Here is a 25,603-nt window from a genome sequence, read left to right on the forward strand (position 1 = left end):
AGGTAGGGGGTGAGACTCCTCGCCTTCAAGTCGGCTGCGCCGCCGCGGCGCGCTGCTTGCGGTACTCGGACATTGCGAGGAAGTGGTGAATCATGGCGACGGCGGCTGCGCCCTCGCCAATGGCGCCGCCCACGCGCTTGACCGAGCCACTGCGTGCATCTCCGACAGCGAAGACGCCTGGCACGCTTGCCTCCAACGCTGCACGGGGCCGGCCGTCTGTCGGTCCCGCGGCGTCTCCGGTGCGGATAAATCCCAAGGCATCTGTCTCCACGCATCCGCGGAGCCACTCGGTCGCGGGCTGCGCGCCGACGAAAAGAAACACACTGCGTAGCGCAACCTCCTGTTCCTCGGAGGCATGCTGTCGCCAACGTATACCCGTAAGACCCTCGAGCGGGTCTCCGTTTAGTTCCGTGAGCTCCGTGTGAGTGCGCAGTGAGATGTTGGGAAGCGACGCAATCCTGTCGATGAGGTACCGGGACATGCTGGCCGCCAGCCCAGGACCACGCACCAGCATATGCACTTGGCTCGCGTGCCCCGAGAGCAGCACGGCAGCTTGACCCGCGGAGTTCCCGCCCCCAACCAACGCGACCTCCGCCCCGGCGCACATCTGTGCCTCGAGCGCCGACGCCCAATACCAGACGCCACGGCCCTCGAACTCCTGCAGGCGAGGTACATCCGGACGTCTATAGCGTGCTCCCGAGGCAACAACGATGGTCCGGCCCCGCAGTTGGCGACCATCCCGTAGCTTGACTCTCATTTCACCAAAGGTTTCCTGTGTGCTGCAGTCCAATTCTTCGGCGTGAGCCGGAATGAGAAACTGAGCTCCAAACTTCTGTGCCTGAATGTAGGCTCGCGCGGTGAGGGCTTGGCCAGATATTCCGGTGGGAAAGCCCAGGTAGTTTTCAATCCGTGCACTCGCGCCGGCCTGGCCGCCAAACGCGCGCGAATCAACAATCGCCACGCGAAGGCCCTCCGAAGCGGCATAGACGGCCGTGGCCAGACCGGCCGGGCCAGAGCCGACAATCACGATGTCGAATAGCTCGTCGTGCGGCTCGCTGTCCACCATGCCGATGCAGCGGGCAAGTTCGTCCTCCGTCGGGTTGCGCAGCATCGTGCCGTCGGCACATACGGCAATTGCATCATCTGGAGCGCCGCCGGCCTCCAGATGCAGCTCGGCGGCGTGCTCATCCCGACCGATGTCAAGGAGGTGGTGGGGGAAGCCATTTCTCTCAAGAAAAGACTCGAGGCGTAACAGGTAAGGGGAGCGCGGATTTCCGACGAGGACGACGCCACCGCTGCCACGCTGAATTAGTGCAACGCGCCTGAGGATTAGCGCTCGAACGATGCGCTCGCCAAGGTCCGCTTCTGCGATGAGGAGCGCGCGCAGCTGTTCCGGAGGTATCAGAAGCGCCTCTACCTCCTCCTCTGCGACTCCATCCACGAGCGCGGGACCGCCTGCGATTTGCCCCACCTCTCCAGTGAACTGGCCGACACCATGGCGAGCCACCTCGCCGTGCACGCCAATGCCATCGCGTTGAATGGCAACTACCGTGCCCTTGAGTATGACGAACATACCCGGGCTCGTTTCGCCCGCGACGTAGAGGCGCTCCCCTTTGCGGTAGCCCGTCCCCAGGCCGAATCGGCGGATGCGCGCAATCTCAGCCGTCGTCAGAACGGGGAAAGCTTGATGATGGCGGGTCGCCTCGACGGAGGTGGGTGAGGTGGGTTGGCTAGGTGCGCTCGACATGCTTGGCTCCAAGAAGGAAATGCAGAATAAAGGCTCACCCCTTCACGCCGCTTCTGTGTCGCCCAAGTCAGGACCCTCAGGTTCCAAGTCTGGACTGAAACGCACTCAGGCACATCCTCGCCCGTACGTGGTCAGCCCGCGCCGTGCTTCACTGCTCGATTAGAGGTACCCACCCGGGCTGCGCTTCGACGCGAGCGACCCAAGACCTGACACTGGGGAACGGCCGCAAGTCAATGGCCCCTTGTTCTGCCATTGAGATGTAAGGATACAACGCAAGGTCCGCGATGGTGTAACGGTTCAGTGCGACGAACTCGAGCGATGCGAGGTGCTGCTCCAACGTCCTCAGCACGTAGGCGGCCTGCGTTCGCCATGCAGCGAGCTCCACCTTTTTCTCCTCCTCCTTCTTGGCAATCGACGTGAAGAACCGAGCGGCCGAGAAGGCCTTGAGGACTTCACTCTGTTCGAAGAACATCCACTGGACGACGCGGATTTGGTCGAAACCGCTCGGTAGCAGAGGAGTTCCCTGCGCAAGATGCCAGAGGATGGCGTTCGACTCGGGAATTGCTTCGCCACTTGGAAGAATCAGTACGGGAATCTTCCCAGCCGCATTCATGGCCAGGAATTCTGGCGTGCGACTTGTGTTGTCTGCCAGTACATGCGTTATCCGCCGGTACTCCAATCCGAGCTGGGACAGCAGGATGCGCACCTTCCATGCGTTGCCGGACAGCCGGCTGTCGTGCAGCGTGTACATCGCAGAACTCCCAGTGCGTTTCATTCCTGGCTCGACACTGCCCCGGATGCCGATAAGGACCAAGTCTGTCATGGCAATGCCTCTCGCAAGAGACGGCTCGCATCCAAGCTGCAACGACGGGTTACGGTCCTGCGGCAGCTGGTGTACGTGTGCCGCCCTGTCAGGGCCATGGCGCGCAAGGTGAAATATAGGGCGTGCGAACTACAATGTCGCGTACCATTTTGGCGGGGGTACATAACAGGCGGTTAACCCCCGGGGAGCACACCATGCAGATGAATCTCCGGCAAATTGAAGTCTTCAGGGCTGTCATGCTGTCCAACTCAATCGTGGGTGCTGCAAACATGCTCCACGTGTCGCAGCCGGCCATCTCACGCTTATTGGCGCACACCGAGAGACGACTCGGCCTCCAGCTTTTCGAGCGAATCAAAGGTCGTCTGCACCCGACGCCAGATGCCCAGAAGCTGTTCACCCAAGTGCAGGTGGTCTACGAAGGCGTGCAGCTGGTCAACGAGATGGCGGAAGACCTGGTCGAGAACCGGGAGGGGACGCTGCGGCTGGCGGGCGCCCCGAGCCTTTGCCACGAGATGGTTCCAAAGGCAATTGCGGCGTTCTGCAGGAGCTATCCTGATGTGCGCATCGTGTTGCAGACGTTGTCGCCGCCGAAGCTGCTGGACGCGGTCCTGACGCAGCAGGCCGAACTGGGCCTCGCTTTCTTCTCGGAGCCGCATTCGGCTGTCAATTCATCTGTCATCTACCCGAATCATATTGTCCTGGCGCTTCCCCAAACTCACCCACTCGCCGCGGAGAAGCTCGTCGACCTGAGCGCCATCGCGGACTTGCCTCTGATTGGCTTTCGGTCTGACATTCCAATTGGGCAGTTGATTCGTCGTTCGTTCATGGCCGAAGGGCTTGCGCCGAGGGCGAAGATTGAAGTGCAACAGCTCCACGTTGCATGCGCCCTTGTACAAGAAGGTGCTGGTGCAGCACTTGTCGATGAAATCACGGCTGCAGGAACGCTATGGAGCAACGTGGCTTTCCGCCAAATCAAACCGACGGTGACCGCACCTGTCAGCGCCATCCATGCCAACTTCGCGCCTCTGTCTCGCATGGCCAAGCTGTTCCTGGCTTCACTGAAGCAAGTGACCTCTGAGATGAACAGCGAGGTCAAGCGGTCCATGAAGCCGAGCAGAGGTTGAATCGAGTGTTCGACTCGATTCGCGCCGCTCTCCGGTAGGGCTAGGTCACGCTAGTCTGCACCCTCGTCCTTGCGGACGGCGAAGGGCGGGGGCATGAATGCAGTCACAGGAGGAACTGCGCCAAGAAAGCGCTCAATCTGTACAAGACACGTCTGAGCTGCACAGCCTTGAGACAACTGCGATGCCCCAACGTCGGCTGTGAGTACGTTCGGGTTGCCGTGCTTCTCCAGGGACCCGGCCACAGCCCATGATTCGGGGTCGAACCAAGCACCGGTGGAAAGCTTCGCCACGCCGCGGGCTATTCCGTCCGACAGTCTGGCGCCCGCAAGGCAAGAGCCTCGGTCGTTAAAGATTCTGACGAGGTCGCCCTCTCGAATGCCTCTTTCCTGGGCATCGTGGAGGTTCATGACCGCCGGCTCGCGGCCTTGTACTTTGTTGTCGCGGCTGTAGCTACTGTGGTCAAGTTGACTGTGTAGTCGGGTGTGCGGCTGGTCAGACAACAGGTGAATCGGGTGCTTCTGGCTGCCAGGACCACCGAGCCACTCAGCCGGCTCGAACCACATCGGGTGCCCCCCGCAGTCGGGGTAGTTCCGAACTGCAATGTCTTGGCTAAAAATCTCGAGCTTGCCGGACCTTGTCCCAAGCGGATGAGCGGACGGGTCGGCCCTGAAGTCGGCGAACGTCACATGGCTGCTTTCATCCACGGGGATTTCTGCCACCCCGTTCTCCCAGAAGGTCTCGAACGGAGGTAGCACCACTCCCTTGTTTTGCGCCGACTGCTGGCACCGGTCGTACAGGAGCTGCAGCCATTCTTGGGAGGAGCGTCCCTCGGTGAATTCTGCCTCAGTTCCTAGTCGCCTGGCCAAGGCGGAGAAGATGTCGTAGTCACTCCTTGCCTCACCGACGGGCGAAATGACTTTGCGCATGGCGATGAGGTACGGCTCCTTGGAAGCGAATCCGATGTCGTCTCGCTCAAAGGTCGTAGTCGTTGGGAAGACCACGTCCGCAGCCTTCGCTGTGGCTGTCCAGAACTGCTCGTTGACGACAACTGCCTTTGGTAGGCGCCAAGCGCGCAACAGCCGGTTCAGGTCCTGGTGGTGATGAAACGGGTTCCCGCCGGCCCAATAGACGAAATCGACCTCGGGGTACTTGTACGACTTGCCGTTGTACGAGAAGCTAGCTCCTGGCTTCTCGAGCATGTCAGCGACACGAGCGACCGGGATGAACTCTGATACCGGGTTTCTTCCCTGGGGCAGGGTGGGGCCGGGAAACGGCAGCGGTGTGCCACCAATCCCGTTGACCGCCCCGTACCCGATGCCGAATCCGCCGCCAGGCAATCCGATTTGCCCAAGCATGGCCGCAAGTGCGACGGTGGCCCAGTATGGCTGCTCTCCGTGGTGCGCTCGTTGGAGAGACCATGCCGCCGTGATGAAGGACCGCTTGGCACTCACCAGTCGAGCCAGCTCGCGGATTTTGGAAGCAGCGACGCCGGTGATTTGCTGTGCCCACTCCGGTGCCTTGGCTATCCCGTCAGCCTCACCGGTGAGGTACGGTGCAAATCGGTCGAATCCGACGCAATGCGTGCGCAGGAACTGCTTGTCGTGCCAGCCACGGGTGTACACCTCGAAAGCCAGAGCGAGCAAAAGTGCGGTGTCTGTGTTTGGGCGAATCGGCACCCATTCGTGTGGAACCGACGAATCGAGGTCCGAGCGAACGGGGCTGATGTTGATGAACTGCACCTTGGCTTCGGCCATGCTGCGCAGGCCCGCTCGCACTGTATGGCGACCTACCATACCCCAGGAAATTTGCGAGTTCTTTAGGGGCACTCCACCGAACGAGAGAAACAGCTCGGTGTTCTTGGCCAGGACATCCCAAGTGGTCTGGGCGGCAATGAGCCTGTCCATGGACATGGCGATGCGGGGCATTATCACGTTGCCGGCACCAAGGCTGTACGAGTCAACATGCCCGACGTAGCCCCCGAGTGTGTTGAAGAACCGGTGTATTTGGCTTTGAGCGTGATTGAACCTGCCGGCGCTCGACCATCCATACGAGCCCGCAAAGACGGAACGATTTCCCGAGTCTTTGATGGTCGCCTGAAGCGCCCGAGCGACCAGGTCCAGGGCCTCGCCCCATGAGACCTCCACGAACGGTTCGACGCCGCGTCGCTCAGGGTTCGCTCCCCAGCCTTTCTCAATCCAGCTAAGCCGTACCGCCGGCCTGCGGACTCGATTCGGTGCTTGCGCTGCCTCGAGTGCGGCGAGGCCTATTGGAGAGGGGTCAGGGTCTCGACTGAATGGGCGGAGAGATGGGCGACCGGTCTCGGCACCTTCCACTTCGTACACGCCCCAGTGCGCGGCCGTAAAGCTCATGACGGTCTCCGTCGTGATTCAGACAGGGAGGTGCTCCGATGCGCAGACGCGGCAACGCCACGCAACCGGCTGCGCGCATGCGATAAGAGTCCGCTTCACGCTTGCGGGTCCAGCGCGAACTTAGCGAGATTGGCGCCCAGGGCCTTCTCCACGTCGGGGTAAATCGCCGGGTCGAAAATCCCGCTCCCCAGCGGCAAGTTCCGCTTGCTCGTCGCGATAATCGCAACTCTTGTCCCCTCCTTGAGTTCTCTGATGGCAAGCACTGCGCCGGTCTGCGGGTCGAGAGTTGCGATAAGGTCGGGGAACGTTGCAACACGTTCCCCGTTGGAGGTCGCGTACATGTACTCGTTGCACACGCCGAGGGCGACTTCGTTCCCGTCAGTTCCGCGAACAGTGACTTGGCCTACGTCGAAGCCGTCCGCGTACGCGACCGTGTTCGAGGTGACTACGCCGTCTGCAAGGATTCGCCCCCGCGTCTGCCGCACGACTGCGTCGACTACGCGCTCCCCAGACTGGCTCGCCGCGACCATCTCGCGGCCCAGCGCGAGCTGGTATGAAATTGCGCCCACCGCCCCCGCCGCGGACACCAAGGACGCAGCGAATGGTCCTCGGCAAGCCATGATGAGCCCACCGTTCTGGACCGCGGCGGCGCGCATCAGCGACGATGTCGTCAAGGTGTTCCCGTGCACCAAGATGCGAACCTTGTCGCCCACGCCGCTTTGGTAGAAGGTGACGTCGGGGCGGGAAGCGAGGCCCAGGCTACCCATCTTCACCGTTGGATGGCCGCGACCATTGCATGCAGCGTCAATCACCGGTATTCCCAGGGACGCCGCCATCACCCAGCCGTAGATTCCAGGGACATGCCCTGGGATGACGCCACTGGGCGTGACGCCCGATGTATGCAGCAGCTGGCGTGCTGCCTGGATGGAGTGGTCTGCGTTGGGCTTGTGGACGCCTTGGCCTGGGGCGCCGACCCCTGTGGCAACGAGGATGGTGTCATCCCCGTGGAGGGAGGCGATTGGAGCTAGGCGCAAAGGTCCGTTCGCCAGCGCCACTTCACCGAATTTGCGTTCAATCAGCGCACGCTCTTGGCCGCTGCCTCCGGCGGACAGCAGAACTCCGCCAAGGACGGCGGGCCACACGTCCTCCTGGGTGAGATGTCGTTCCATCAACGTGCCTCCGACGCCGGTGCCGAGGTGGGTTGAATATGCCGGGTCACAGTCCTTGCGCGCTTGCTCATTCCAATTTCCTCACGTCATCTGACATCGCAGTCTAGGACTCGAGCGTCGAAATGTCTCGTGCTCGTTTTGCAGTCGCCGTTAACACCGTGTTATGCGGAACGCGAGGCGAGGTGCAGCCGGCACCGGCGTAGCTGGAGTTTTGACAATCGGCAGAGCGATGACCAACTCGCGAAGCACGCCGCACTCGCCACGCCACTGCGTTCATGCTGCAATGAGGCTTAGCGCCCGCAATGCGTCAGCTTCGGTGCGGTACAACCGCAGCTGGGGCTGTTCGGACAGCGCCCCTGCGCGCCTTAGCACCATTTCGACAGGCAGCTTGATTCCGCGGGAGTTCAACAGCTTACTGAGGGCGCTGAAGGTTTCAACCCCGGTGGCGTCGATGCGGTTGATTGGTTGCGCGAAGAGGCAAATGTGGTGTGTATCAGGGTGCTCGGCGAGGTGTTCCACCACGGCGCGCTCGAAGGCGGCCGCTGATGCAAAGTCCAGCTCGGCGTCCATCCGCAGAGCGTAGGTGTGCGGTGCAATCGGAGCCAGGTGCCAAAGGTGCCGGTCTCGAAGGCTTCCATCTGGGTGTACGCCTACTTCGATGATTCGTGGGTAAAGTCTCACGTACAAGAAATGGGCCAAGCTCATCACCGTGCCGGTGAGTACGCCCCAATAGATGGAGGGTGAGGACAACAGCGTGACGAGGGCAGTGACTCCTGCCGTTGCTGCCTCTACACCACAGATGGCTGAACACTCCTGGCTTGAACAAGCCCAGAACCGCCGCGACAACCACCGCTGCGAGGGCTGCCGAGGGGACGTGATAAAGCGCAGGGGTAAGAAACAGCAGGACCACGAATACGACACCGCACGCAATGACGGTCGCCCAGCCGGTTTTGGCGCCCGAGTAAAGCGTGATGGCCGCACGCGAGAACGACGTGCTGGTCGGGAAACTGCCGCAAAGACCGGGTACCACCTTGCCGATTCCTTGGCCGATGAGGTCTTGGTTGGCGTCCCATCGTTTGCCGTCGTGCTGGCTTTCAATCTTCGCACTGGCCGCCATCTCCATTGAGCTCACGAGCGCCAGAACGAGTGCAGGCGCAAGGAGAGCACCGAAAGTCTCCCAGGACGGCACCGCGGGGATGAAGAACTCCGGCATGCCAGCCGGAACGCTTCCCACCACATCGCCGCGGGTGGCATAGCCGGTCGCCCAGCTCAAGACGGCTGCGGCAGCTAGCACCAACAAGACTGCGGGAAGCTTGGGCACCTTGCGCTTGCAAATCTCAAAGATGGCGAGGCTCACCAAGCCGTATGCAGTCGCTTCGTACTGAAGTTGGCCGCTCTCAACTAACCCTGCCAGCGGGCCATGGAGGCCAAGGAGCTTGGGCAGCTCAGAGACGACGATGAGAATGGCTGCAGCCTGGCTAAAGCCCACCAGAACCGGCGAACTCATCAGGTGCAGCATCCAAGCTGCGCCGCTTGCGCCAACCGCTAGCTGCATCGCGCCAGAGAGTAGGGCGAGCCAAACAGCGAGGAGAACCCACTGTGAGGTTCCCGGCTCTGCCATCCCTACCAGGGAAACGCCAACTAACACGCTGCTCAGTGCAGAGGGGCCGACGGCCAAGCGTGTCGAACTGCTGAACAAAACAGCAGCGAGCATTGGCAGGAACGTGGCGTAGAGGCCAGTCACGAACGGCATGCCGGCCAAGCCAGCGTACGCGACCGACTGCGGAGTCATCACCACCGCCACCGTCAGGGCAGCAGTCGCCTCTCCGCGCAGCAGACGTGCGTCAGGGCGAGGCCAGCGTAAGAATGGGAGCCACCTGGTCACGTAATCCGCCTCACGTACATAGCCAAGCCAGTTGTGGCCGCGAGCATTTCATGACAGCGCTCGACGCGATTGCGACCCGGAGTGCGGTGCATCACGGTTTTTTGAGGCGCTCGCGATAGGAGTCAATCTGGCGCATGAGCGACGGGGCGCTCGCAGACAGAACAAGCGCACGCAGGTCTCTGTCTCGGGAGGCCTCCTCCGCAGCAAGGGTGGCGGCATGGATTGCCTTCATGGCGGCGGGGCCTAGCCGCACAGACTGCGAGGCGAGAGCTTCAATCCCACCGTCCACGTCGCCTTCCTCCACCACCCGGTCTACGAGGCCTGCATTCAGTGCGTCTGCCGCACCAACCGTCTCGCCGCTTCGAATCCATTCCCGAGCACGCGTAGTGCCGACTCGGTTGGCGAGCCTCGATGACCCCAGAACGAGGCCGAAGGCCGCTCCAGGGAAAGCGAATGAAGCCGATTCGAGCGCCCAGCGCTGGTCGCAGGCGCAGAACAGGTCCGCTCCAGCGCCCATGGCCCGTCCCGACGCGATTGCGAGCGTCGCAAAGGGCGCGTGGTAGACGTCCTGCAGCAGCAGTTCGACCCGAACGAAGCGGGCGAGCAGGGTGTCGTTGGTCTCGGACTCCAGGTTGCTGAGGTCGAACCCGGTGCAGAAATGGCGGCCCGCTCCTCGCAGGACCAGCAGCCTCGTTCCATCCTCATAGCAGCTTCGAACTGCCGCTGAGATGGCGAGTACCGTCGAAGCACTCAGGCTGTTTCCCTTCTCGGGCCGCTCTATGGTGATGAACGTGGTCGCTCCAGTGCGCCACACGGTTGTGCCTAGTTCGGCACTCATCGCGCAGCCCACAGATTCGGGACAACCGCGCTGGAGTACCCGGAAACAAAGCCCTTCGACTGCGTGCTGCCTGGAAAGAAGACGCTACGGGAGATTGCCCCGATGTTTCCGCCGTAGGTGTGGATGCTTATGGACACGCGGTCGGAAAATGCGTTTCTGACGCGGTGAACATCGCCCGTCTCTGGCGCCAAGGTCAGCACACCGCCAGGCTCCAACAGGCTCTCCGGTCCTTTCGGATTCATTCCTTCTTGGCCGGGCTCGTAGGGCTGGTTGTACTCGGCGCCGCGCAGCATCCCGACGACTCCCCACACGGTGTGGTCGTGAATGGGCGTGGATTGCCCAGGGCCCCAGACGAAGCTGACCACCGAGAAACGTTCAAGAGGGTCGCCATACAGCAGGTACTGGCGATAGAAGGTCGGGTCCGGCTCTGAGAATTCCGGGCGTAGCCAATCGTCCGACGCGACGAGCTCGCGCTTGAGGTCAGCGACCTGGGCCAGCAACTCCGCCGGGCTCAACGAGCCGTCTGAGACCACCCGCGATAGCGCCTCGACGTACTGAAGCAGCGGAGAACTCATGCTTTCAGCCTCGCTTCCTCGGTCACGAGCTTCCGCACCGAGTCCGTGTGCTCTCCGAGCGCCGGTGGGCCACTGCGAATGGGCAGGCCTTCGCCATTGATGCGCAACGGAGAAGCAAACGTCCGGGTCTCGACACCGCCTGGCAGCGACATCTGCTGAACCCAGCCCATGTGCGCTACTTGAGGGTCGGCCAGGGCGCTCGCATAGTCGTTGATGCGAGCGTGAGGGACGCCAAACCTTCGGAAGGTCTCAATCCAGTGGTCGACAGGCTTGGTGGTGAACACCTCTTCCAGGATGACCTTGAGCTCTTGCTGGTTCTTTGCGCGGTCGGTGGGGGTCGCAAACCGCGCCTCCGGCGCCAGCTCCGGGCGGCGAATCGCCTCGCAGACTGAGTGCCAAAGCTTCTGATTGCCAGCCGCGATGGTGAAGAATCCATCAGAGGCCTGGAACGCCTGGTACGGAGCATTCCGCGGGTGGGCAGAACCTAGGCGTCCTGGGCTGCGTCCGGTGCCGAAATACTCGCTGGTCTGCAGCGCGGCAATCCCCAGTGTGCATCCGAACATCGGAACGTCGATGTGGCCGCCCGGCCCCCCACTGCGCACGCGTGCGACGAGTGAGCTAATCGCGAAGGCGGCGTAGAGGCCCGAAGCAAAGTCGGACACCGGGACCCCGCACTTGGCGGGCGGCCCATCCTTCTCGCCCGTGACGCTCATCACGCCGCTGGCGGCTTGCACGGTCAGGTCGAATCCGCCTTCTTCTGCCCGCGGCCCTGTCTGCCCAAAGGCGGAAATTGAGCAGTACACCAAGGACGGGTGCTCGTCCCGAAACGAGGCGAAGCCCAAGCCAAGCCGCTCCATGACGCCCGGACGGTTGTTCTCGACGACAACGTCGGCATCTTTGACGAGCTTCCGAGCCACCTCCAGGTCCGCTGCGTCCTTGAGATTCAAGGTTACCGAGCGCTTGTTGCGGTTCAGGGATGCGAAGTTCTCGCTGTAGCCATCACGGATAGGCGGCCATTGACGCAGGGCGTCACCCTCCAGTGGCTCCACCTTGACCACATCGGCACCCATGTCCGCCAAAAGCATTCCGCAGAAAGGTCCGGCCGCCACGGCGCAGAACTCGACCACTTTGACACCGGCCAGGGGCAGCGCTTCCTTGTGCGCGACTTCTTGCATTGACTCACCTCTCTTAACAGCGGGCACGTTTGCCCGCGTACTCATTCAGCAACCGTTCGAGCCGACACTCACTCAATCTTGATGTTGTGCGCCTTAATCAGGCGGCCCCACTTGTCGTACTCTTCGTGAACCTGCTTGGTGAACTGCTCGGCGGTCACTTCCGAGGCGCCCAAGCCGGCAGTTGCGAAGTAGTCGGCGAAATCCTTGGTCTTGTACGTCTCGCGCAAGGCGGCGTTGAGTTTTTCAACGATTGGCCGAGGCGTGCCGGCGGGCGCAAAGAATGCGTACCAGCCCACCAAGTCGAAATCGGCCAGGCCCATTTCAGCCAGGGTCGGGACGTTCGGCAGTGCGGCGATGCGCTGGCGGCCCGTGACACCGAGCACTCGGACGCTTCCTCTCTCCTGGAATGAGATGCCGGACGCGACGTTGTTGAACATGTAGTCGATTCGGCCGGCGACCAGGTCCAGCATGGCCGGAGCATCACCCTTGTACGCGGAGTGCACAGCCCCTGCGTCCATCTTCGCGTTCAGAATTTGCCCGTAGATGTGCGCCGTACTGCCGTTGCCCAAGCTGCCGAAGCTCACCTTGCCGCGCTGAGATTTGCTGTATTCCACGAACGGTCCGAAGCTCTTGGCGGGCAAGGTGCTCGGAACGATAAGTGCCATCGGGACCGTCGCTGCAATCCCGACCGGCTGCAGGTCTTTCATCGGGTCGTAGGGGACCTTCTGCATCCAGGGGAGCTGTTCGATGCCGGCAGCCGCGTTCAGGAGAATGGTGTAACCGTCGGGAGCTGCCTTTGCGACTGCGTCCGTGCCAAGCACTGTGCCAGCGCCGGGCTTGTTGTCGACCAAGACGGTGGCGTTAAGACGCTTGCGCAGCTCCTCTGCCGTCTTCCTCGCGAGGGTGTCAATGGCACCTCCGGGCGGGAAGGGCACCACGATTCGAATCGGTCGACTCGGATAGTCGCTCGCGTTCTGCGCACTTGCGGTGCTGAACATGCAAAGGCCGATGAGAAGGCCGGCGGAAAGGGTGCGGAACCAGTTCATATTCATCTCCAGGATTGATACAGGGAGGGAGGTTTTGCTATGGATTGGGGGCGGTCGGCAGTCGGGGTTACCGGTTCATCTCAGGAATCCCGAGAGAAGCCGACGTTCGTGCCTCGATTGCGTCTTCGTACCCAGCGTCGGCATACCGAATGACGCCGATACCGGTATCGGCGTCCAGTACCGCCTTGAGCTTGGCCTGTGCAAGCTCCGTGCCGTCGGCGATGACCGTGTGGCCGGCGCTCGTGGACTTGTCGCCGTTCGAATGGATGGCAACGAGAGTTGCACCGTTCGAGCAGGCCAACATCGCGTTCAGTAGCGGCCAGTCTGAAATTGCCTCGCTACCGTCTTTCATCTTCTCGGTCTCTCGGAAAGGAGACGCGACGGAGCCTGCGTCCAGGTGGTCACGGGTAAAGGCGATTGGCGCTGAAATTCTTCCGTCTGCCACAGCCTTGTTCACTAGGAGCGCAAGCTTGGAGCGTTCGCCGTGTCCCAGCCAGCCGATGCGAGCTGGCAGGCCCTGGAACTGAACGAACTTCTGGGCCATCGGAATCCACTTGCGAATCATGTGGTCCTCGGGGAACGTGTCCTCGATGATTGCGTCCACGACCGCGATGTCGGAGGGGTCCCCTGAGGCGGCAACCCAGCGAAATGGTCCGATGCCGCGGCAAAACAACGGTCGAATGAAGAGAGTGACAAACGACGGGAGGTCCGTAGCCTCGCTCACGCCAGCAGCTGAGGCTCGCGCTCGAAGGGTGTTGCCGTACTCAAAAGTGATTGCGCCGCGCTCCTTGAACTTCAGGATTGCCCGGGCGTGGCGTGCAAGGGTCTCAGAGGCGAGTTGAACGGCCTTTTCGGGGTTGCTCTTGACCAGGTCGGCCGCCTGCTGTGGCGACATCCCCGAAGGGACGTAGCCGCGGTACGGGTCGACCATGCATTGGTCGGTGACGATGTCAGGCTGGAATGAGCGCGCAAGAAGTTCCTCGTGGACATCTGCAGCGTTGCCGCACAGGCCAACGGAACCACCTTCACGGCGCTCGACGAGACTGCCAATCCGCGAGAGTGCGTCGTCCAGGTCCTTGGCGATGACGTCGAGGTACCCGGTACGCAGGCGCCGCTCAAGCGAGGCTTGGTCGACGTCGACGATGAGCGTTGCGGCACCGGCCATCCTGCCGGCCAAGGGCTGCGCGCCGCCCATCCCGCCGCAACCTGCGGTGAGGATGGTTTTGCCTGCCAGGCTGCCGCCGAAGAACCTCTCCGCGGCACCAGCGAAAGACTGGTACGTGCCTTGCAGGATGCCCTGGCTGCCGATGTATTGCCAGCAAGCGGCGGTCATGCCAGGCAGGATGGTCAGCCCTGCGCGTTCGAGCTCGAACATCTGAGCGTCACCGCCCCAACGGCCCAGGACGTTGCCATTGGCCAGCAAGACACGTGGGGCGAAGACGCTCGAGCGGAACCGCCCAACGGGCTTGCCCGATTGAACGACCATCGTTTCGTCCGCCTCGAGGTCCTTCAACGTCGCCACGATTGCGTCGAAGCTTTTCCAGTCGCGAGCGGCCTTGGCCGCGTTCATGTAAACGACCAGGTCTTCCGGGCGTTCCCCATTCTCGAGGTTGTTTTCCAGCATGCGCAGGATGGTTTCCTGCTGCCAGCCTTTACAACGCAGCTGCAGACCTCGAGCTGCCTTGATGTTTCGTGCGGTCATGGTTAAAGTCTTGATTCGCTTAGACGACGGTCGAGCAAGGTAAGGGTTCGGTGTAGCACACGTGCGCCATCCGCTAGCTGGCCCGGCTCTATCCACTCCTCGGGGCAGTGGCTTCGGCCGTTCAGACAGGGGATGAAAATCATCCCCATCGGCCCGCACGCCGCCATGTAGGCAGCGTCGTGCCCCGCGCCGCTGGGCAAGACCTGATTCGGGTAGTCCAGCGCGGTCGCTGCGTCGCGGACGGCATCCATGACCACAGGCGAGCAATCGGTCGGCTCGGCCCGGCTGACAGGCTTGAAGCTGGCGGACACGCGAAGCTGCTCAAGCCGGCTCTGCACGGAGGTCAGTAGTTCTTCTGGGAAGTGGTCGAGCACTTGACGGGCGTCACTGCGCACCTCTAGCATCATCTCCACCAGGCCAGGGACGGCGTTGGGCGCGTTCGGCGTCACTGCGATGCGCCCGATAGTGGCCACGACGTAGTGCGGCTTTCCGCTCTGAGCTGCGGCCATGGCATTCGCCCTCTCGATGAGACCGGCAGCACCGACCAGGGCGTCCCGCCGGATGTCCATCGGGGTCGTCCCCGCGTGGTCTGGCTGACCTACTACGGAGAACAGGACTCGCCGGATGCCGACAATGTTGCTCACCACGCCGATGGGAAGCCCGGCTTTCTCAAGCACCGGACCCTGTTCGATGTGCAGTTCCACAAAGGCAGCAACGTCGCCTGCTCCTCGCAACGCCGGCTGCAGCTTCGCAGGGCTAGCCCCAATGCGCTCCATCCCCTGCGACAGGGTTTCACCCTGAGGGTTGGTCGCCGCGAGCATGTCGCTGGTCAAAACGCCCGTCATGCCCCTGCTGCCGATGCAAGAGATTCCGTAGTCGCTCGGCTCCTCGGAGAGGAAGTCGACGACTTCCAGAGGATGGTCCAAAACCGCCCCAGATTCCTCGAGCGCCTGTGCGACCGCAATCCCCGCTAAGACACCGATGATGCCGTCGAACCTGCCTCCACTGACGACCGTATCGCAGTGCGACCCTGTCATCAGCGGGGGTAGATTGCTGTGCCGGCCCTCTCTGCGACCAATCAGATTCCCGGCGGCATCCAATCGCACCGCCAGACCGGCCTGCTCCATCTGCCCGCGAAGCCAATCCCGAGATTTCTGGAACTCAGGGGTGAAGGCGCGCCGCGTCCAGGGTTGGTCCGCCAGGGTGAAAGCCGACAGAGTCTCGACGCGGCGCCAGAGGCGTTGGGCGTCAATCAGTGTTTGTGGGTCTGCGCTCATGCCTACGCGATCTGTGACGTCGGCCGCAGGAAAGTCCCCCACCCAGCCTTGTTCTTGATGCCGGAGCCCGCTTGGTACGCGAGGGCACCTCTGCACCAGGTAGCTTCCACTTTCACCGTCATCTCCATGCCTTCAAACGAGCTCCACTTCACAGCGCTCAGGCTGGTCGAGGGGTCGAATGCGTAGCGCTCCGGCTTGAGCAGCACGAGGTCCGCGTCAGCGCCGACATCCAGGTGACCCTTGCGGTCGTGGAGGAGGAAGTGCTTGGCGGGCCCCAGGCACAGTTGGCGCGCGACCATCTCAGGAGCGACGCCATGTTGCTCGCACCCGGTCCAGAAAGCCGGCAGCAGCGTTTCGAGACCAGGTCCGCCCGAGGAGTTCTTGAAGACGTTGGGGTTCTGCTTGCGCTCCAAGCCCCAGCTCACGTGGTCAGAGGAGACGAAAGTGCACTCGTTCTTGGCGATATGGGTCCAGAGCAAGTCGACTTCCGACTTCGGCCGGATGGGCGGGAAGTGCTTGGTTTTCGCCCCGAACCGGCGTGTGTGCTCTTCATGATTGAGCATCAGATACTGCACGCAGGTCTCGATGCTGGCCTTATGGCCCGCGCTGCGGAACATGTTGCATATCTCGAATCCACGGGAGGTCGACACGTGGACGGCGTGTGCTCGGGCCCCCGTCTCGGCCCCGATTTCGTAAATCAGTGCAGTCGCCAGGTTCTCGATGAGTGGCGTGTGCGCCCGCATGAATGCGTCCCAGCCGGTGTCTCCCGCTTCAATCATGCGGTTCACGTTCTTGCGGGTGAGTTCCTGCATCTGGTTGTGCACGCCGCACGCAAGGCCGGACGGTCCGATGAGGCGGAACGCCTCATAGAGGACGTCCTCCTCCACGCGAGGAAAACGGCCTGGCGTGGCCTCGAACGTGGAGAACTTGAACGCACACACGCCCCCTTCAATGAGGCCGGCGGCTGCCTGCAGCCCGTGCTTGTCGTTAAGCGTGCCGTACAGCGCCACGTCTACATGGCAGTCCCGCTCGACCTCGGCAATCTTCGCGTCCAACTGCGGTCGCGATGCCACCGGCTCCGGGTCGTCGTATGGCATGTCCACCATGACGGTGACGCCGCCGGCCGCGGCTGCTCGAGATGCCCAGCCCAATCCTTCCTGATTGGCCTGGCTGCCGGAGTGGACCTGGCCGTCAACGACGCCAGGCAGCACCCACATTCCCCTGGCGTCCACGGTTTCGCGCCCAGCGGGGGGACTCGTTTCGCTACTGCGGCCGCGGGCCGCGACGCTGCCATCGCGGATGGCAATCCATCCGTCTTGCGTCACGGCATCGGGGCCGACGATGTTGCCGCGGACAACCAAGTCGAAATCGCTCACGCAAGCTCCTAGTCTTTTTACTGCTGATGGACGCAGTCTAGGAACGAAAGGGCAGCATGTCACATGCTTGTTTTGCCATCATGCATAACATGCTGTTAACCACTTTACCCGGCGCGCCCCCCTATCCGACAAGGTGAGACGCCTGCACCGACTTGATGGTGAGCTAGGTCCGGCGGAGAGCGAGCGAAGCTCGATGCGTCAGGTGAATAGATGAATGAGTGCAATGCGCCAGATGAATGGGATGGCGCAATCTCGTTGTGGGTTCTGCGCAGGGTGCCGCCAGGTCCGCACGACGACGACTACACTGCCCACCCAATCAACCAATCTTGGACTGTCATGGCAGATGCACTAATCAAGAACATCTCGGACGCATCCTTCGAGAGCGATGTACTGAAGGCCGGCACCCCGGTGCTCGTCGACTACTGGGCGGAGTGGTGCGGGCCATGCGTTGCCACCGCTCCGATACTCGATGACTTGGCTGCGGTCTACAAGGACAAGCTGCAGGTGGCCAAGATGAATGTGGACGAGAACCCTGATGTCCCGGCGAAGTTCGGAATTCGAGGGATTCCCACCTTCATGCTGTTCAAGGATGGTCAGCTGGCGGCGACGAAGGTCGGCGCAATGAGCAAGGCGCAATTCTCTGCATTCATCGACCAGCATCTGGCACCCCAGCACTAAGGTCGCAACCACGGCTGGCTCGGGGTTCATCGACGAAGGCGCGTAGCATGGCGCCCTCTCTTCCTTTGGCACCGATGAAACCTGTAGACAAAGCGACGAGTGTGAGCTCGCCTAAGAAAGCTGCTCGGGCGGCGAGGTCTGCTGTCCGTGCACCATCGAGTCAGGTCGGAGCCGTCAGCGGTGAAGACGGATTGATGCGACCGCCTTGGGCGACCCAAGACCCGCTGCTTCGTGCCTACTACGACACAGAGTGGGGAATGCCCATCAGGGATGAGCGAGGCCTCTTCGAGAGACTCAGTCTTGAGGCCTTCCAGTCCGGGCTATCGTGGGTCACCATTCTGCGTAAGCGAGAAGCCTTCCGCTCAGCCTTCAAACACTTCGACCCGGACAAGGTAGCTCGGTTCTCAGACCGAGACGTTGAGCGCCTCACGGCGGATGCAAGCATCATTCGAAACCGACCGAAGATTCTTGCGACTATTGGCAACGCAGCGGCCACGATTGCGCTGCGCAAGGATGGCGGGCTGGCGGACTTCATCTGGTCATTTAAACCTGAACGCACACCAGAGCCGCGCACCCTGGCAGACATACCGACCTCGTCCCCCGAGTCTCTCGGATTGAGCAAGGCCCTGCGCAAGCGCGGATTTGCTTTCGTAGGTCCTACGACGATGTTCGCGCTCATGGAGGCCGTCGGCATTGTGGATACACATCTTTTGGACAGCCACCGCCGAGGGACTTCTGGCATTTGGGGACACACCGGGCGGTCTAAGCGAAGCGGCACCAGAGGAGGGTAGCTGTGGACGTAGACCCACTCATTCGCCCGGTGAACTTCGTCAAGGGGCGAGGTGCCGGCTCGAATGTGCCATCACGTTTTAACTCCTGGTCGCGGTCCAAAGAGAACGTCGAATCGTTCGAAGAGGAAGCGGAAGGGGAAGAACCCAGGCTACGGACGATGGTCACGCTTCGAGAGGCGAAGTCCATCATCAGCAGGAACTCGTCGCCGGACCTTGGCTTTGACCAGTCGATTAACCCCTATCAGGGCTGCGAGCACGGCTGCATCTACTGCTTCGCTAGGCCGACGCACGCCTATCTCGGACTCTCCCCTGGCATTGACTTCGAGACCAAGATTTTCGTGAAGGCCAACGCTGCGGAGCTGCTCCGCAAGGAGCTAGCCAGCAAGAAGTACCAGCCGGGTCTCATCGCGTTGGGCGCCTCGACGGACCCGTATCAACCGATTGACCGGAAGCTGGGTATCACTCGTCAGGTACTGGAAGTCCTCGCTGAATGCAATGCGCCAGTCGCCGTCACGACCAAGTCGGCGCTCATCGTGCGTGATATTGACCTGCTCGCCCCCATGGCGGCTAAAGGCTTGCTGCGTGTCCACATGTCTATCGCGACGTTGGACAACGAGCTGGGTCGCAAGATGGACCCGCGCGCGAATGCGCCGGCAAAGCGGCTGGAGGCAATTCGCGAGCTATCCAGAGAGGGAATTCCAGTCAGCATTTACAGCTCGCCCATGATTCCGGCCATCAATGACATGGAAATGGAGAGCATTCTTGAGGCGGCCGCAACATCAGGTGCAACGCACGCCAGCATGGTCGTCCTCCGGCTGCCGCTTGAAGTTCGCGACCTGTTCGTGGAATGGCTGGAGGCGCACTTTCCTCAACGCGCCAAGCACGTGATGAGCCTGGTCAATCAGCTGCGCGATGGCAAGGACTATGACTCCTCGTTCGGTACTCGGATGACGGGAACCGGGGTCATCGCCAATCTCTTGCAACAGCGCTTCCAGCTTGCCTGCAAGAAGCTCGGTCTGGCGCGTTGGGGCTTGGCGGCGGCGCAGGGCGACACAAGCCAGTTCAGACCGCCTCGTGACCGAAGCGGCCAGACAGAGTTGTTCTGACATCGCCGCGCATGGCTACGTTCGGAGGCGCCGTGATGACCGAAATCCTTAGACTCCCATGTCAGTGGCATGTGAGCTAGCTACCGACAGTACGGAGAAGACATGGTGGACATATTTGAAGGCGTAGACCTGGAGGCTCTCCCCAGCGGAACAGGCTGTGCGGAGTGCCTTGCCGCAGGCCAGTGGTGGTTGCACTTGCGCCGGTGCGCCAAGTGTGGGCACATCGGGTGCTGCGACACCTCACCGAACCAGCACGCAACGAAGCATTTTCATGAGACCGGCCACTTCATCATGAGAACCTTCGAGCCGGGCGAGGACTGGTGCTGGGATTACAAGCGGGAGAAGGCCTTCTTTGGGCTCAAACTGGCTGACCCACAGTCCCACCCCTTGGACCAGCCTGTCCCGGGTCCGAAAGGCCGTGTGCCTGCCAACTGGAAGGCTTACCTGAACGACTGAATGCCGTCCGGCCTACCGTTCAGCTGGCACAAGCGCCGCGTACGATTCCCTTCTCATTGCGCTCAAGAAGGCCAAGGAGGACGTTATCGCGCTCGTGAAGCTACGGCGGCAAGCCGCTCTTCTCGCAGCCGAGTTTGGTCGCGACCAAGAGGCTGCTGAAGCGGCAAAGGCGCTCCAGGTCGCTGCTCACGGCTCTGCGTCCGAACTCCAGGTGGCGCTCAATGCTGCCGAGAAGAGACTGGAAGAGCTGCAGGCAGGGCATGCCGCAGGGCGGTGCTCGATGGCCTTCAGCAACTGGGCTACCAAGTCCATGAGGAGCTATCGACGGCGACGAGCGCTGGAGGCCGACTGGTCGTGCGCAATCCCGCGAGTACCGGCTATGGAGTCGAGATTGCGGCCGGCGCTGGGATGGAGCGGCTGCAGGTGAGGACGGTGGCCTTGGACGCCAATTGGGATGGGTCTGGCGACATCCCTGCGGAGCAGCGATGGTGCGATGACTTTGGAGCACTGAAGGGGGTGCTGAAGGCCAAAGGCTCCGAAGTCGTCGTGGAGAGAGCTTTAGGTGTCGGCGCAGCGCCGATGAAGCTTCTTTCGGCTTCACCACAACACGAGGAGCGGCGCGCCGCGGCAGCGCCTCGGCAAGCAGCGCGAAAGTAGCCGTTCGACGTCGGGCCGACTCCCCGTTTTATCCAGCCGGGGCAAATTGCGAACTTTCCGTTGTCCTCTGCTGTGTCTCCACGTTTTTTGCACAGAAGTCTGTGGAAGTAAACAGTATAGTGCTCAGCAAAGGAGGGCCAAAAAATGGCTGAAACAAAGGGCGACTGGTCGTCGCATGACAACAAGAAGTACCGCGGCAAGATTGACCGCATCTACGTGGCTATGACGGAGAGCTACGAAGTCGAGTACTACATCGACGACTACCTCCAGTCTCGCGGCTTTGAGGTTAGCAATCCGAACCGAACGGTGGTAGCCGACGCGCTGGAGCCACACCCCGGGCGCACGCCATTCAAGCGAGTCGACCTAGACGCGTTCCTCGACAAGCGCTTCAAGAAGACCTGACGAGACCGTTCGCCTAGAGGGCAACAGTCTGCGCAGCCGTGCGCTGCGCAGGGAGGAGGCATTCATTGGAAGCAACGAACAACATCCCCGTAAACCAAGCCACGCCAGACCTAGTCAAGTTGGCGCGTGCCCGCCAGAACACGTACAAGACGGCCAAGTGGGCACTGGGCGCGTTCGTCCTCGCGTCTATCGCCTTGCCTGTGCTTGGAGCTTTTTTCGGGAAATGGGATGAGGCAAAGCCGTACTTCGCACTTGCAGGCCTGGCGCTCCTATTCATCGACGTTGTGTTGCTGCAGCGCAAGCAGAAAGACAGTATCAAGCGAGCGGCAAAGATGGCGGAGGAGTTCGACACCAAGGTGCTGAGGCTCCCGTGGAACAGGTTCGTAGCAGGGGAGAAGGTGCTGCCCGAAGATGTCCGAGAAGCTTCGAAGAAGCTGCTTTCCTCGAAGCGCGAGGAGCAGATTGCGTCCTGGTACGAGAGTGCTGTCGGTGAGGTGCCGCTGCATTTCGGGCGACTTGTCTGCCAACGGACAAACATCAACTACGACCAGCGGCTGCGGCGGCAATATGGTGGCTGGCTCTTGAGCCTCACGGCGATTGTCGGCGGCGTGTTGTTTCTCATCGCCTTCGCCAAGGATTCGAAGCTCTCTGAGCTTGTCATGGGCTTCGCGGTGCCATTCACACCTGTGTTGGCCTGGGCCCTTCGCGAGAACCGCAAGCAGCTGGACACGGCCACGTCGCTCGACCGGCTGCAAAGCGAGTTCCAAAAGATTTGGGCAGACGCTATCTCCGGGGTCAGCGCAAAGGAGATGGAGTCGCGCTCGCGGCAGCTCCAAGACGCCATTTACCAACACCGTGCGAGTGCCCCGTTGTTGTTCGATTGGGTCTACACGCTGCTGCGAGACAAGAACGAAGACGAAGCGCATCACGCAGCGCGCGCGCTGGTGAACGAAGCCAAAGCGGCCCTGGCAGCAAAGGAACCCGCATGAAGCTATTGGAGCACTTCAAGAAGTTCCTCGATGACCAGGTCAACCTCAACCAGACCCGTGTCGACCAGCTCATTGACAGCATCGAGGCGGTCAAGAAGGTTATCCGGGAGAGCGACTGGAAGCCCAAAATCATCGAGTTCGCGCCTCAGGGCTCCTGGGCGCATAAGACCATCATCAAACCCCTGCCCGACAAGGAGTTTGACGCCGACTTGCTTGCCTTCGTCGAGCCGGTGGAGGGCTGGGAGGCCAAGGACTACGTCAACAAGCTGTACTCGGCGCTCGAGGCGAGCAGCACCTACAAGGACAAGCTGCGGCGCTACTCGCACTGCGTCACCATCGAGTACGCCGGCGAACGTCGCATGGACATCGCTCCGGTGGTTCGCGGGCGAATCTTCAAGGACCGGGACGAAGTCTGCAACCGGAACTCGAACGAGTTTGAGGTCAGCGCGCCGAAGGCGTACACCGACTGGGTCGTGCAGAAGAACTCCATTGCGGGCGGCAATGACCTGCGCAAGGTCACGCGCCTTCTGAAATACATGCGCGACATCAAGGGCAACTTCACCTGCCCGTCGTTCCTTCTGACCACCTTGCTTGGCTACCGCATCAGCGATTCCGACAAGGGCGCTGACGCCTTTGCGGATACACCCACGGCGCTCAAGACCTTGTTGGGCCGGCTGGACGACTGGCTCCAGGCCAACCCGACGCTGCCGGAGGTGAGGAACCCCGTCCTGTACTCAGAGGTCCAGAGCTCTGTGTGGGACGAGATTCAGTACTCGAACTTCCGCGACAAGGTGAACCTGTACCGTGGGTGGGTCGACGACGCCTACGAAGAAGAGGACCGCGACGAGTCCATCGGCAAGTGGCGTCGGGTCTTCGGTGACGATTTCGCACCGGGCGAGACCAAGGAGGCCGCTTCGCGCATCAGTGAGGCCGTGGACGCGGTGGCCAAGTCCTCCGGGGCCGTCGTCGTGGCCGGGCACTTCAAAGACCTGGTGGACTGGGTTAAGCACGCAGGCACGCATGTGATTCCAGCGAGATTGCGACGGCTCCCCCACGTGGAGAGGCCGAAGTGGCGCGCCGCCAAGACCAGCCTCGCGGTGAAGGTTTCGGCACAGCTGCTGGACCCGGTGATTCCGGTCAGCTCTGGTCAGCCGCTCGCTCCGGAACGTTGGATTCGATTCAACGCCTCATCCTCCGTAGGTACTCCCTTCCCGACCAACGACTACACGGTCTGGTGGCGGGTCACGAACACGGACAAGGTCGCCTATCAGGCCGATGCGCTGCGCGGCGATTTCTACAAGAGCGACGCTGACACTCCGATGAGCCGAGCCGAGTACCTTTCGTACCGAGGAGTGCACTTTGTCGAGGCTTTCCTGGTGCGCAAGGCAGACGGCCGCTTGACCGGCCAGTCCGATCCGTTCTACGTCGTCATCGAGTAGCGGTGCCCAGCTACAACGAAGTCGGAGTATGTCGGTCCTGTCGTACCTGCAGTCGCTAGCCGGCGATGCTCTGCACTGGCCCGGTGAAAAGAAGAAGGTGACGCAAGCAGTCGATAAGCTGGCGTCGCGAATCAAGATGTACTTCGGCGACGAGGTCGTCGAACATTTCAAGTTCGGCTCCACCATTCGAGGCACGAGCTTGCCGAAAGTGTTCTCCGACACCACCGACGTCGATTACTTGGTGGCTTTCGCAGACCGCAGCTTCAAGCCGAAGACGCTCATTCAGAAGCTGGTTAGGTTCGCTGAGGAGGAGTATCCGAGGAACGTGGTGTATCAATCCTCGCCCGCCGTCGTCATCGAGATGAGTGCGGTCACCTTTGAGTTGGTGCCAGCTCAATACACGCTGATTCGCTTCTTCCACGACTTTCGAATTCCGAACAGCAGTGCGACTGATTGGGTGGCGACGAACCCTCGTGGCTTCGAAGAGAAGCTAGTCGCGCGCAACGGTGAGTGTCATCACAAGTTGAAGGCGGCGATTCGGCTGGCCAAAGTCTGGAACGTGGAGAACAACCACGTATTCAGTAGTTATCGACTGGAGACTCTCGCCGTTGAGGGTTCGTATTCCTTCGATTCCAATCTTCGTGACTACTTCCGCACCCTGATGCTGAACCTGCCGGAGGACGAACTCGATGAAAAGTGGCGCGTCAAACGCCTGCAGCTCGGAAAAGCGCGCTTGAGCAAGGCGTTGGAGCTCGAGAAGGCAGGCGACATCAAGGCAGCAGAAAAGGTGCTCGACGACTTTTTCGGGGTCAATTGAGCCGGGCGCCGAGATTTGCACCACGCAGCTAGGTCCGGCCGGCCGAAGGCCATCATGTATCAGGTCCTCAGTGCTCTAGCTTCAATGCGAGCGCGCGCAGGCCTTGGGCAATCCGCCCTCTGAAGGTTTGCGCCTCTGTAGTGGCCACCGTGTCTTCTACGTCGCCAGCAGGAAGTGAGCGCAGATCAGTTCACTCGCCAAGTCCAGGAGGAGCATGATAAATGGGGGCGACTGATTCGCGCGCACACCATTCGAATCGAATGAACCTTCAGCGGGTTCCCTGATCCGGCCCCCGGGCTGGATGAACCTTATCCGCAGCGTCTCGGCGGTCATGCGCCGAAGGGGTTCTGCTTGCCCATGCTTGCTCCCCGACGTGTGCGTCGTGATCGCAAGAGCCGTGCTCGATGAACTGGGACAGGATGCGCCTCTGCTCGTGGGTCGAGCAGAAAACTTCTGGACGGGACGCCTTGACTTGGCCGACACCATCCTGCGGCTGAAGGCCTACGCTAGGGCCAGCGCCGATGTTCTGTACGCACCTGGCGTCGCGACGCGCGAGGAAGTTTCGCTGCTCGTGAGGGAAGTACATCCCACGCCTTTGAACGTACTTGCGAATGAAGAGACGGTCTTGACCGTCAGTGAGTTCGAGGCGCTTGGAGTGCGCCGCATCAGTGTGAGCGACACGCTTGAGCGTAGTAGTGCTTGGGGCGGATTCATGCGCGCGGCCCGCTCGATCTCCGATCAAGGTCGGTTCAACTTTGAACACCCCGCAAACGGTGGGGAGCTCGACTCATTCTTCAGGTTCAGCGTCGGTGCACCCGCCGTACTGCAAGCAACCATCGTGGGCGCGGTGGAGTATCGGATTGGCGAAGGGCCGCTCGGGCTTGTTCGGCCGAGGACCGCGGAGATCACCTTGTCGCTGGGAGACGTGGTCTTTACATGGGGTGAAAGCACCTGGCGGGAAGAGGCCGCCATGCCCTTTGCAAACTTCTGCCGTTATGTCGCGGATGGGGCAATCATGCTCATGGGCACCTAGTCGCGCGCCCCCTATATGTACCCCGTGCGTTAGGGGTGTACCTGGCTGTCCTCTAACCCAAATTCCGCACTCAACGCTTTCCCATGAAGCTCAAATCGTGACCACCATCCTCTACATCAAGGCTTCACC

21 protein-coding genes and 1 pseudogene are annotated in these 25,603 nt (G+C 61.4%); 10 read left to right on the top strand and 12 right to left on the bottom strand.

Annotated elements, in window-relative coordinates; all coding sequences use genetic code 11:
* Window positions 1–25: 25 nt before the first annotated feature.
* Entirely contained in the window at window positions 26–1,747 is a 1,722-nt protein-coding gene (locus tag HNE04_RS23180) for an FAD-dependent oxidoreductase (RefSeq protein WP_172224693.1), read from the bottom strand.
* Window positions 1,748–1,895: 148 nt separating this feature from the next.
* Window positions 1,896–2,498, bottom strand: a complete 603-nt coding sequence (locus HNE04_RS23185; protein ID WP_172224696.1) for a glutathione S-transferase family protein — start codon at window positions 2,496–2,498, stop codon at window positions 1,896–1,898.
* 266 nt (window positions 2,499–2,764) lie between these two features.
* Here HNE04_RS23185 and HNE04_RS23190 point away from each other — a divergent pair, with 266 nt between their 5' ends.
* Window positions 2,765–3,694 (top strand): LysR family transcriptional regulator, encoded by a 930-nt coding sequence (locus HNE04_RS23190; protein ID WP_172224699.1) that lies wholly within the window; start codon window positions 2,765–2,767, stop codon window positions 3,692–3,694.
* A gap of 50 nt (window positions 3,695–3,744) precedes the next feature.
* Here the strand turns inward: HNE04_RS23190 and HNE04_RS23195 are convergent, their stop codons facing one another.
* From HNE04_RS23195 to HNE04_RS23240, 10 genes and pseudogenes are all read right to left on the bottom strand, one after another.
* The gene (locus HNE04_RS23195) at window positions 3,745–6,063 is read right to left on the bottom strand and encodes a molybdopterin-dependent oxidoreductase (RefSeq protein WP_172224702.1); all 2,319 of its coding nucleotides are present in this window, start codon (window positions 6,061–6,063) and stop codon (window positions 3,745–3,747) included.
* Between the two features lie 95 nt (window positions 6,064–6,158).
* Complete coding sequence (locus HNE04_RS23200) at window positions 6,159–7,232, bottom strand: S-methyl thiohydantoin desulfurase domain-containing protein (RefSeq protein ID WP_172224705.1); 1,074 nt, start codon at window positions 7,230–7,232, stop codon at window positions 6,159–6,161.
* A 273-nt stretch (window positions 7,233–7,505) separates the two neighbouring features.
* Window positions 7,506–9,117, bottom strand: a pseudogene (locus HNE04_RS23205) (SulP family inorganic anion transporter).
* 91 nt (window positions 9,118–9,208) lie between these two features.
* The gene (locus tag HNE04_RS23210) at window positions 9,209–9,955 is read right to left on the bottom strand and encodes an enoyl-CoA hydratase/isomerase family protein (protein WP_172224708.1); all 747 of its coding nucleotides are present in this window, start codon (window positions 9,953–9,955) and stop codon (window positions 9,209–9,211) included.
* Window positions 9,952–10,530 (bottom strand): cysteine dioxygenase family protein, encoded by a 579-nt coding sequence (locus tag HNE04_RS23215; RefSeq protein WP_172224711.1) that lies wholly within the window; start codon window positions 10,528–10,530, stop codon window positions 9,952–9,954. The genes HNE04_RS23210 and HNE04_RS23215 overlap by 4 nt, the downstream gene beginning before the upstream one ends.
* A complete protein-coding gene (locus HNE04_RS23220) occupies window positions 10,527–11,705 on the bottom strand; it encodes a CaiB/BaiF CoA transferase family protein (RefSeq protein WP_172224714.1) in 1,179 nt (392 codons plus the stop codon). The genes HNE04_RS23215 and HNE04_RS23220 overlap by 4 nt, the downstream gene beginning before the upstream one ends.
* 68 nt (window positions 11,706–11,773) lie before the next feature.
* A complete protein-coding gene (locus HNE04_RS23225) occupies window positions 11,774–12,751 on the bottom strand; it encodes a Bug family tripartite tricarboxylate transporter substrate binding protein (RefSeq protein ID WP_172224717.1) in 978 nt (325 codons plus the stop codon).
* A gap of 67 nt (window positions 12,752–12,818) precedes the next feature.
* Window positions 12,819–14,453 (bottom strand): urocanate hydratase, encoded by a 1,635-nt coding sequence (locus HNE04_RS23230; protein WP_172224720.1) that lies wholly within the window; start codon window positions 14,451–14,453, stop codon window positions 12,819–12,821.
* Between the two features lie 2 nt (window positions 14,454–14,455).
* Window positions 14,456–15,730, bottom strand: coding sequence for a Zn-dependent hydrolase (locus HNE04_RS23235; protein ID WP_172224723.1), 1,275 nt, complete (start codon window positions 15,728–15,730; stop codon window positions 14,456–14,458).
* 2 nt (window positions 15,731–15,732) lie between these two features.
* On the bottom strand, window positions 15,733–17,106 hold the full coding sequence (locus tag HNE04_RS23240; RefSeq protein ID WP_172224726.1) for a dihydroorotase: 1,374 nt from the start codon (window positions 17,104–17,106) through the stop codon (window positions 15,733–15,735).
* Window positions 17,107–17,442: 336 nt separating this feature from the next.
* On the opposite strand from HNE04_RS23240, the gene trxA reads away from it, so the two are divergent.
* The 9 genes from trxA to HNE04_RS23285 all read left to right on the top strand — a co-directional run bounded on the left by trxA (window position 17,443) and on the right by HNE04_RS23285 (window position 25,474).
* On the top strand, window positions 17,443–17,784 hold the full coding sequence (gene trxA, locus HNE04_RS23245) for a thioredoxin TrxA (protein ID WP_172224798.1): 342 nt from the start codon (window positions 17,443–17,445) through the stop codon (window positions 17,782–17,784).
* Window positions 17,785–18,041: 257 nt separating this feature from the next.
* Entirely contained in the window at window positions 18,042–18,575 is a 534-nt protein-coding gene (locus HNE04_RS23250) for a DNA-3-methyladenine glycosylase I (RefSeq protein ID WP_235965337.1), read from the top strand.
* A gap of 29 nt (window positions 18,576–18,604) precedes the next feature.
* Complete coding sequence (locus tag HNE04_RS23255; protein WP_328700399.1) at window positions 18,605–19,681, top strand: PA0069 family radical SAM protein; 1,077 nt, start codon at window positions 18,605–18,607, stop codon at window positions 19,679–19,681.
* 102 nt (window positions 19,682–19,783) lie between these two features.
* A complete protein-coding gene (locus tag HNE04_RS23260) occupies window positions 19,784–20,137 on the top strand; it encodes a UBP-type zinc finger domain-containing protein (protein ID WP_172224732.1) in 354 nt (117 codons plus the stop codon).
* 801 nt (window positions 20,138–20,938) lie between these two features.
* Window positions 20,939–21,196: a hypothetical protein gene (locus HNE04_RS23265; RefSeq protein ID WP_172224735.1), complete on the top strand. Its 258-nt coding sequence runs from the start codon at window positions 20,939–20,941 to the stop codon at window positions 21,194–21,196.
* Window positions 21,197–21,261: 65 nt separating this feature from the next.
* Window positions 21,262–22,185 (top strand): S-4TM family putative pore-forming effector, encoded by a 924-nt coding sequence (locus tag HNE04_RS23270; RefSeq protein ID WP_172224738.1) that lies wholly within the window; start codon window positions 21,262–21,264, stop codon window positions 22,183–22,185.
* Entirely contained in the window at window positions 22,182–23,624 is a 1,443-nt protein-coding gene (locus HNE04_RS23275) for an SMODS domain-containing nucleotidyltransferase (protein WP_172224741.1), read from the top strand. Before HNE04_RS23270 ends, HNE04_RS23275 begins: the two co-directional genes overlap by 4 nt.
* A 28-nt stretch (window positions 23,625–23,652) precedes the next feature.
* Window positions 23,653–24,441, top strand: coding sequence for an SMODS domain-containing nucleotidyltransferase (locus HNE04_RS23280; RefSeq protein WP_172224744.1), 789 nt, complete (start codon window positions 23,653–23,655; stop codon window positions 24,439–24,441).
* 397 nt (window positions 24,442–24,838) lie between these two features.
* Window positions 24,839–25,474: an isocitrate lyase/phosphoenolpyruvate mutase family protein gene (locus tag HNE04_RS23285; protein ID WP_172224746.1), complete on the top strand. Its 636-nt coding sequence runs from the start codon at window positions 24,839–24,841 to the stop codon at window positions 25,472–25,474.
* The last annotated feature ends 129 nt before the right edge of the window (window positions 25,475–25,603 follow it).

Origin of the sequence: Caenimonas soli (assembly GCF_013155545.1) — a bacterium.
GTDB lineage: Bacteria > Pseudomonadota > Gammaproteobacteria > Burkholderiales > Burkholderiaceae_C > Ramlibacter > Ramlibacter soli.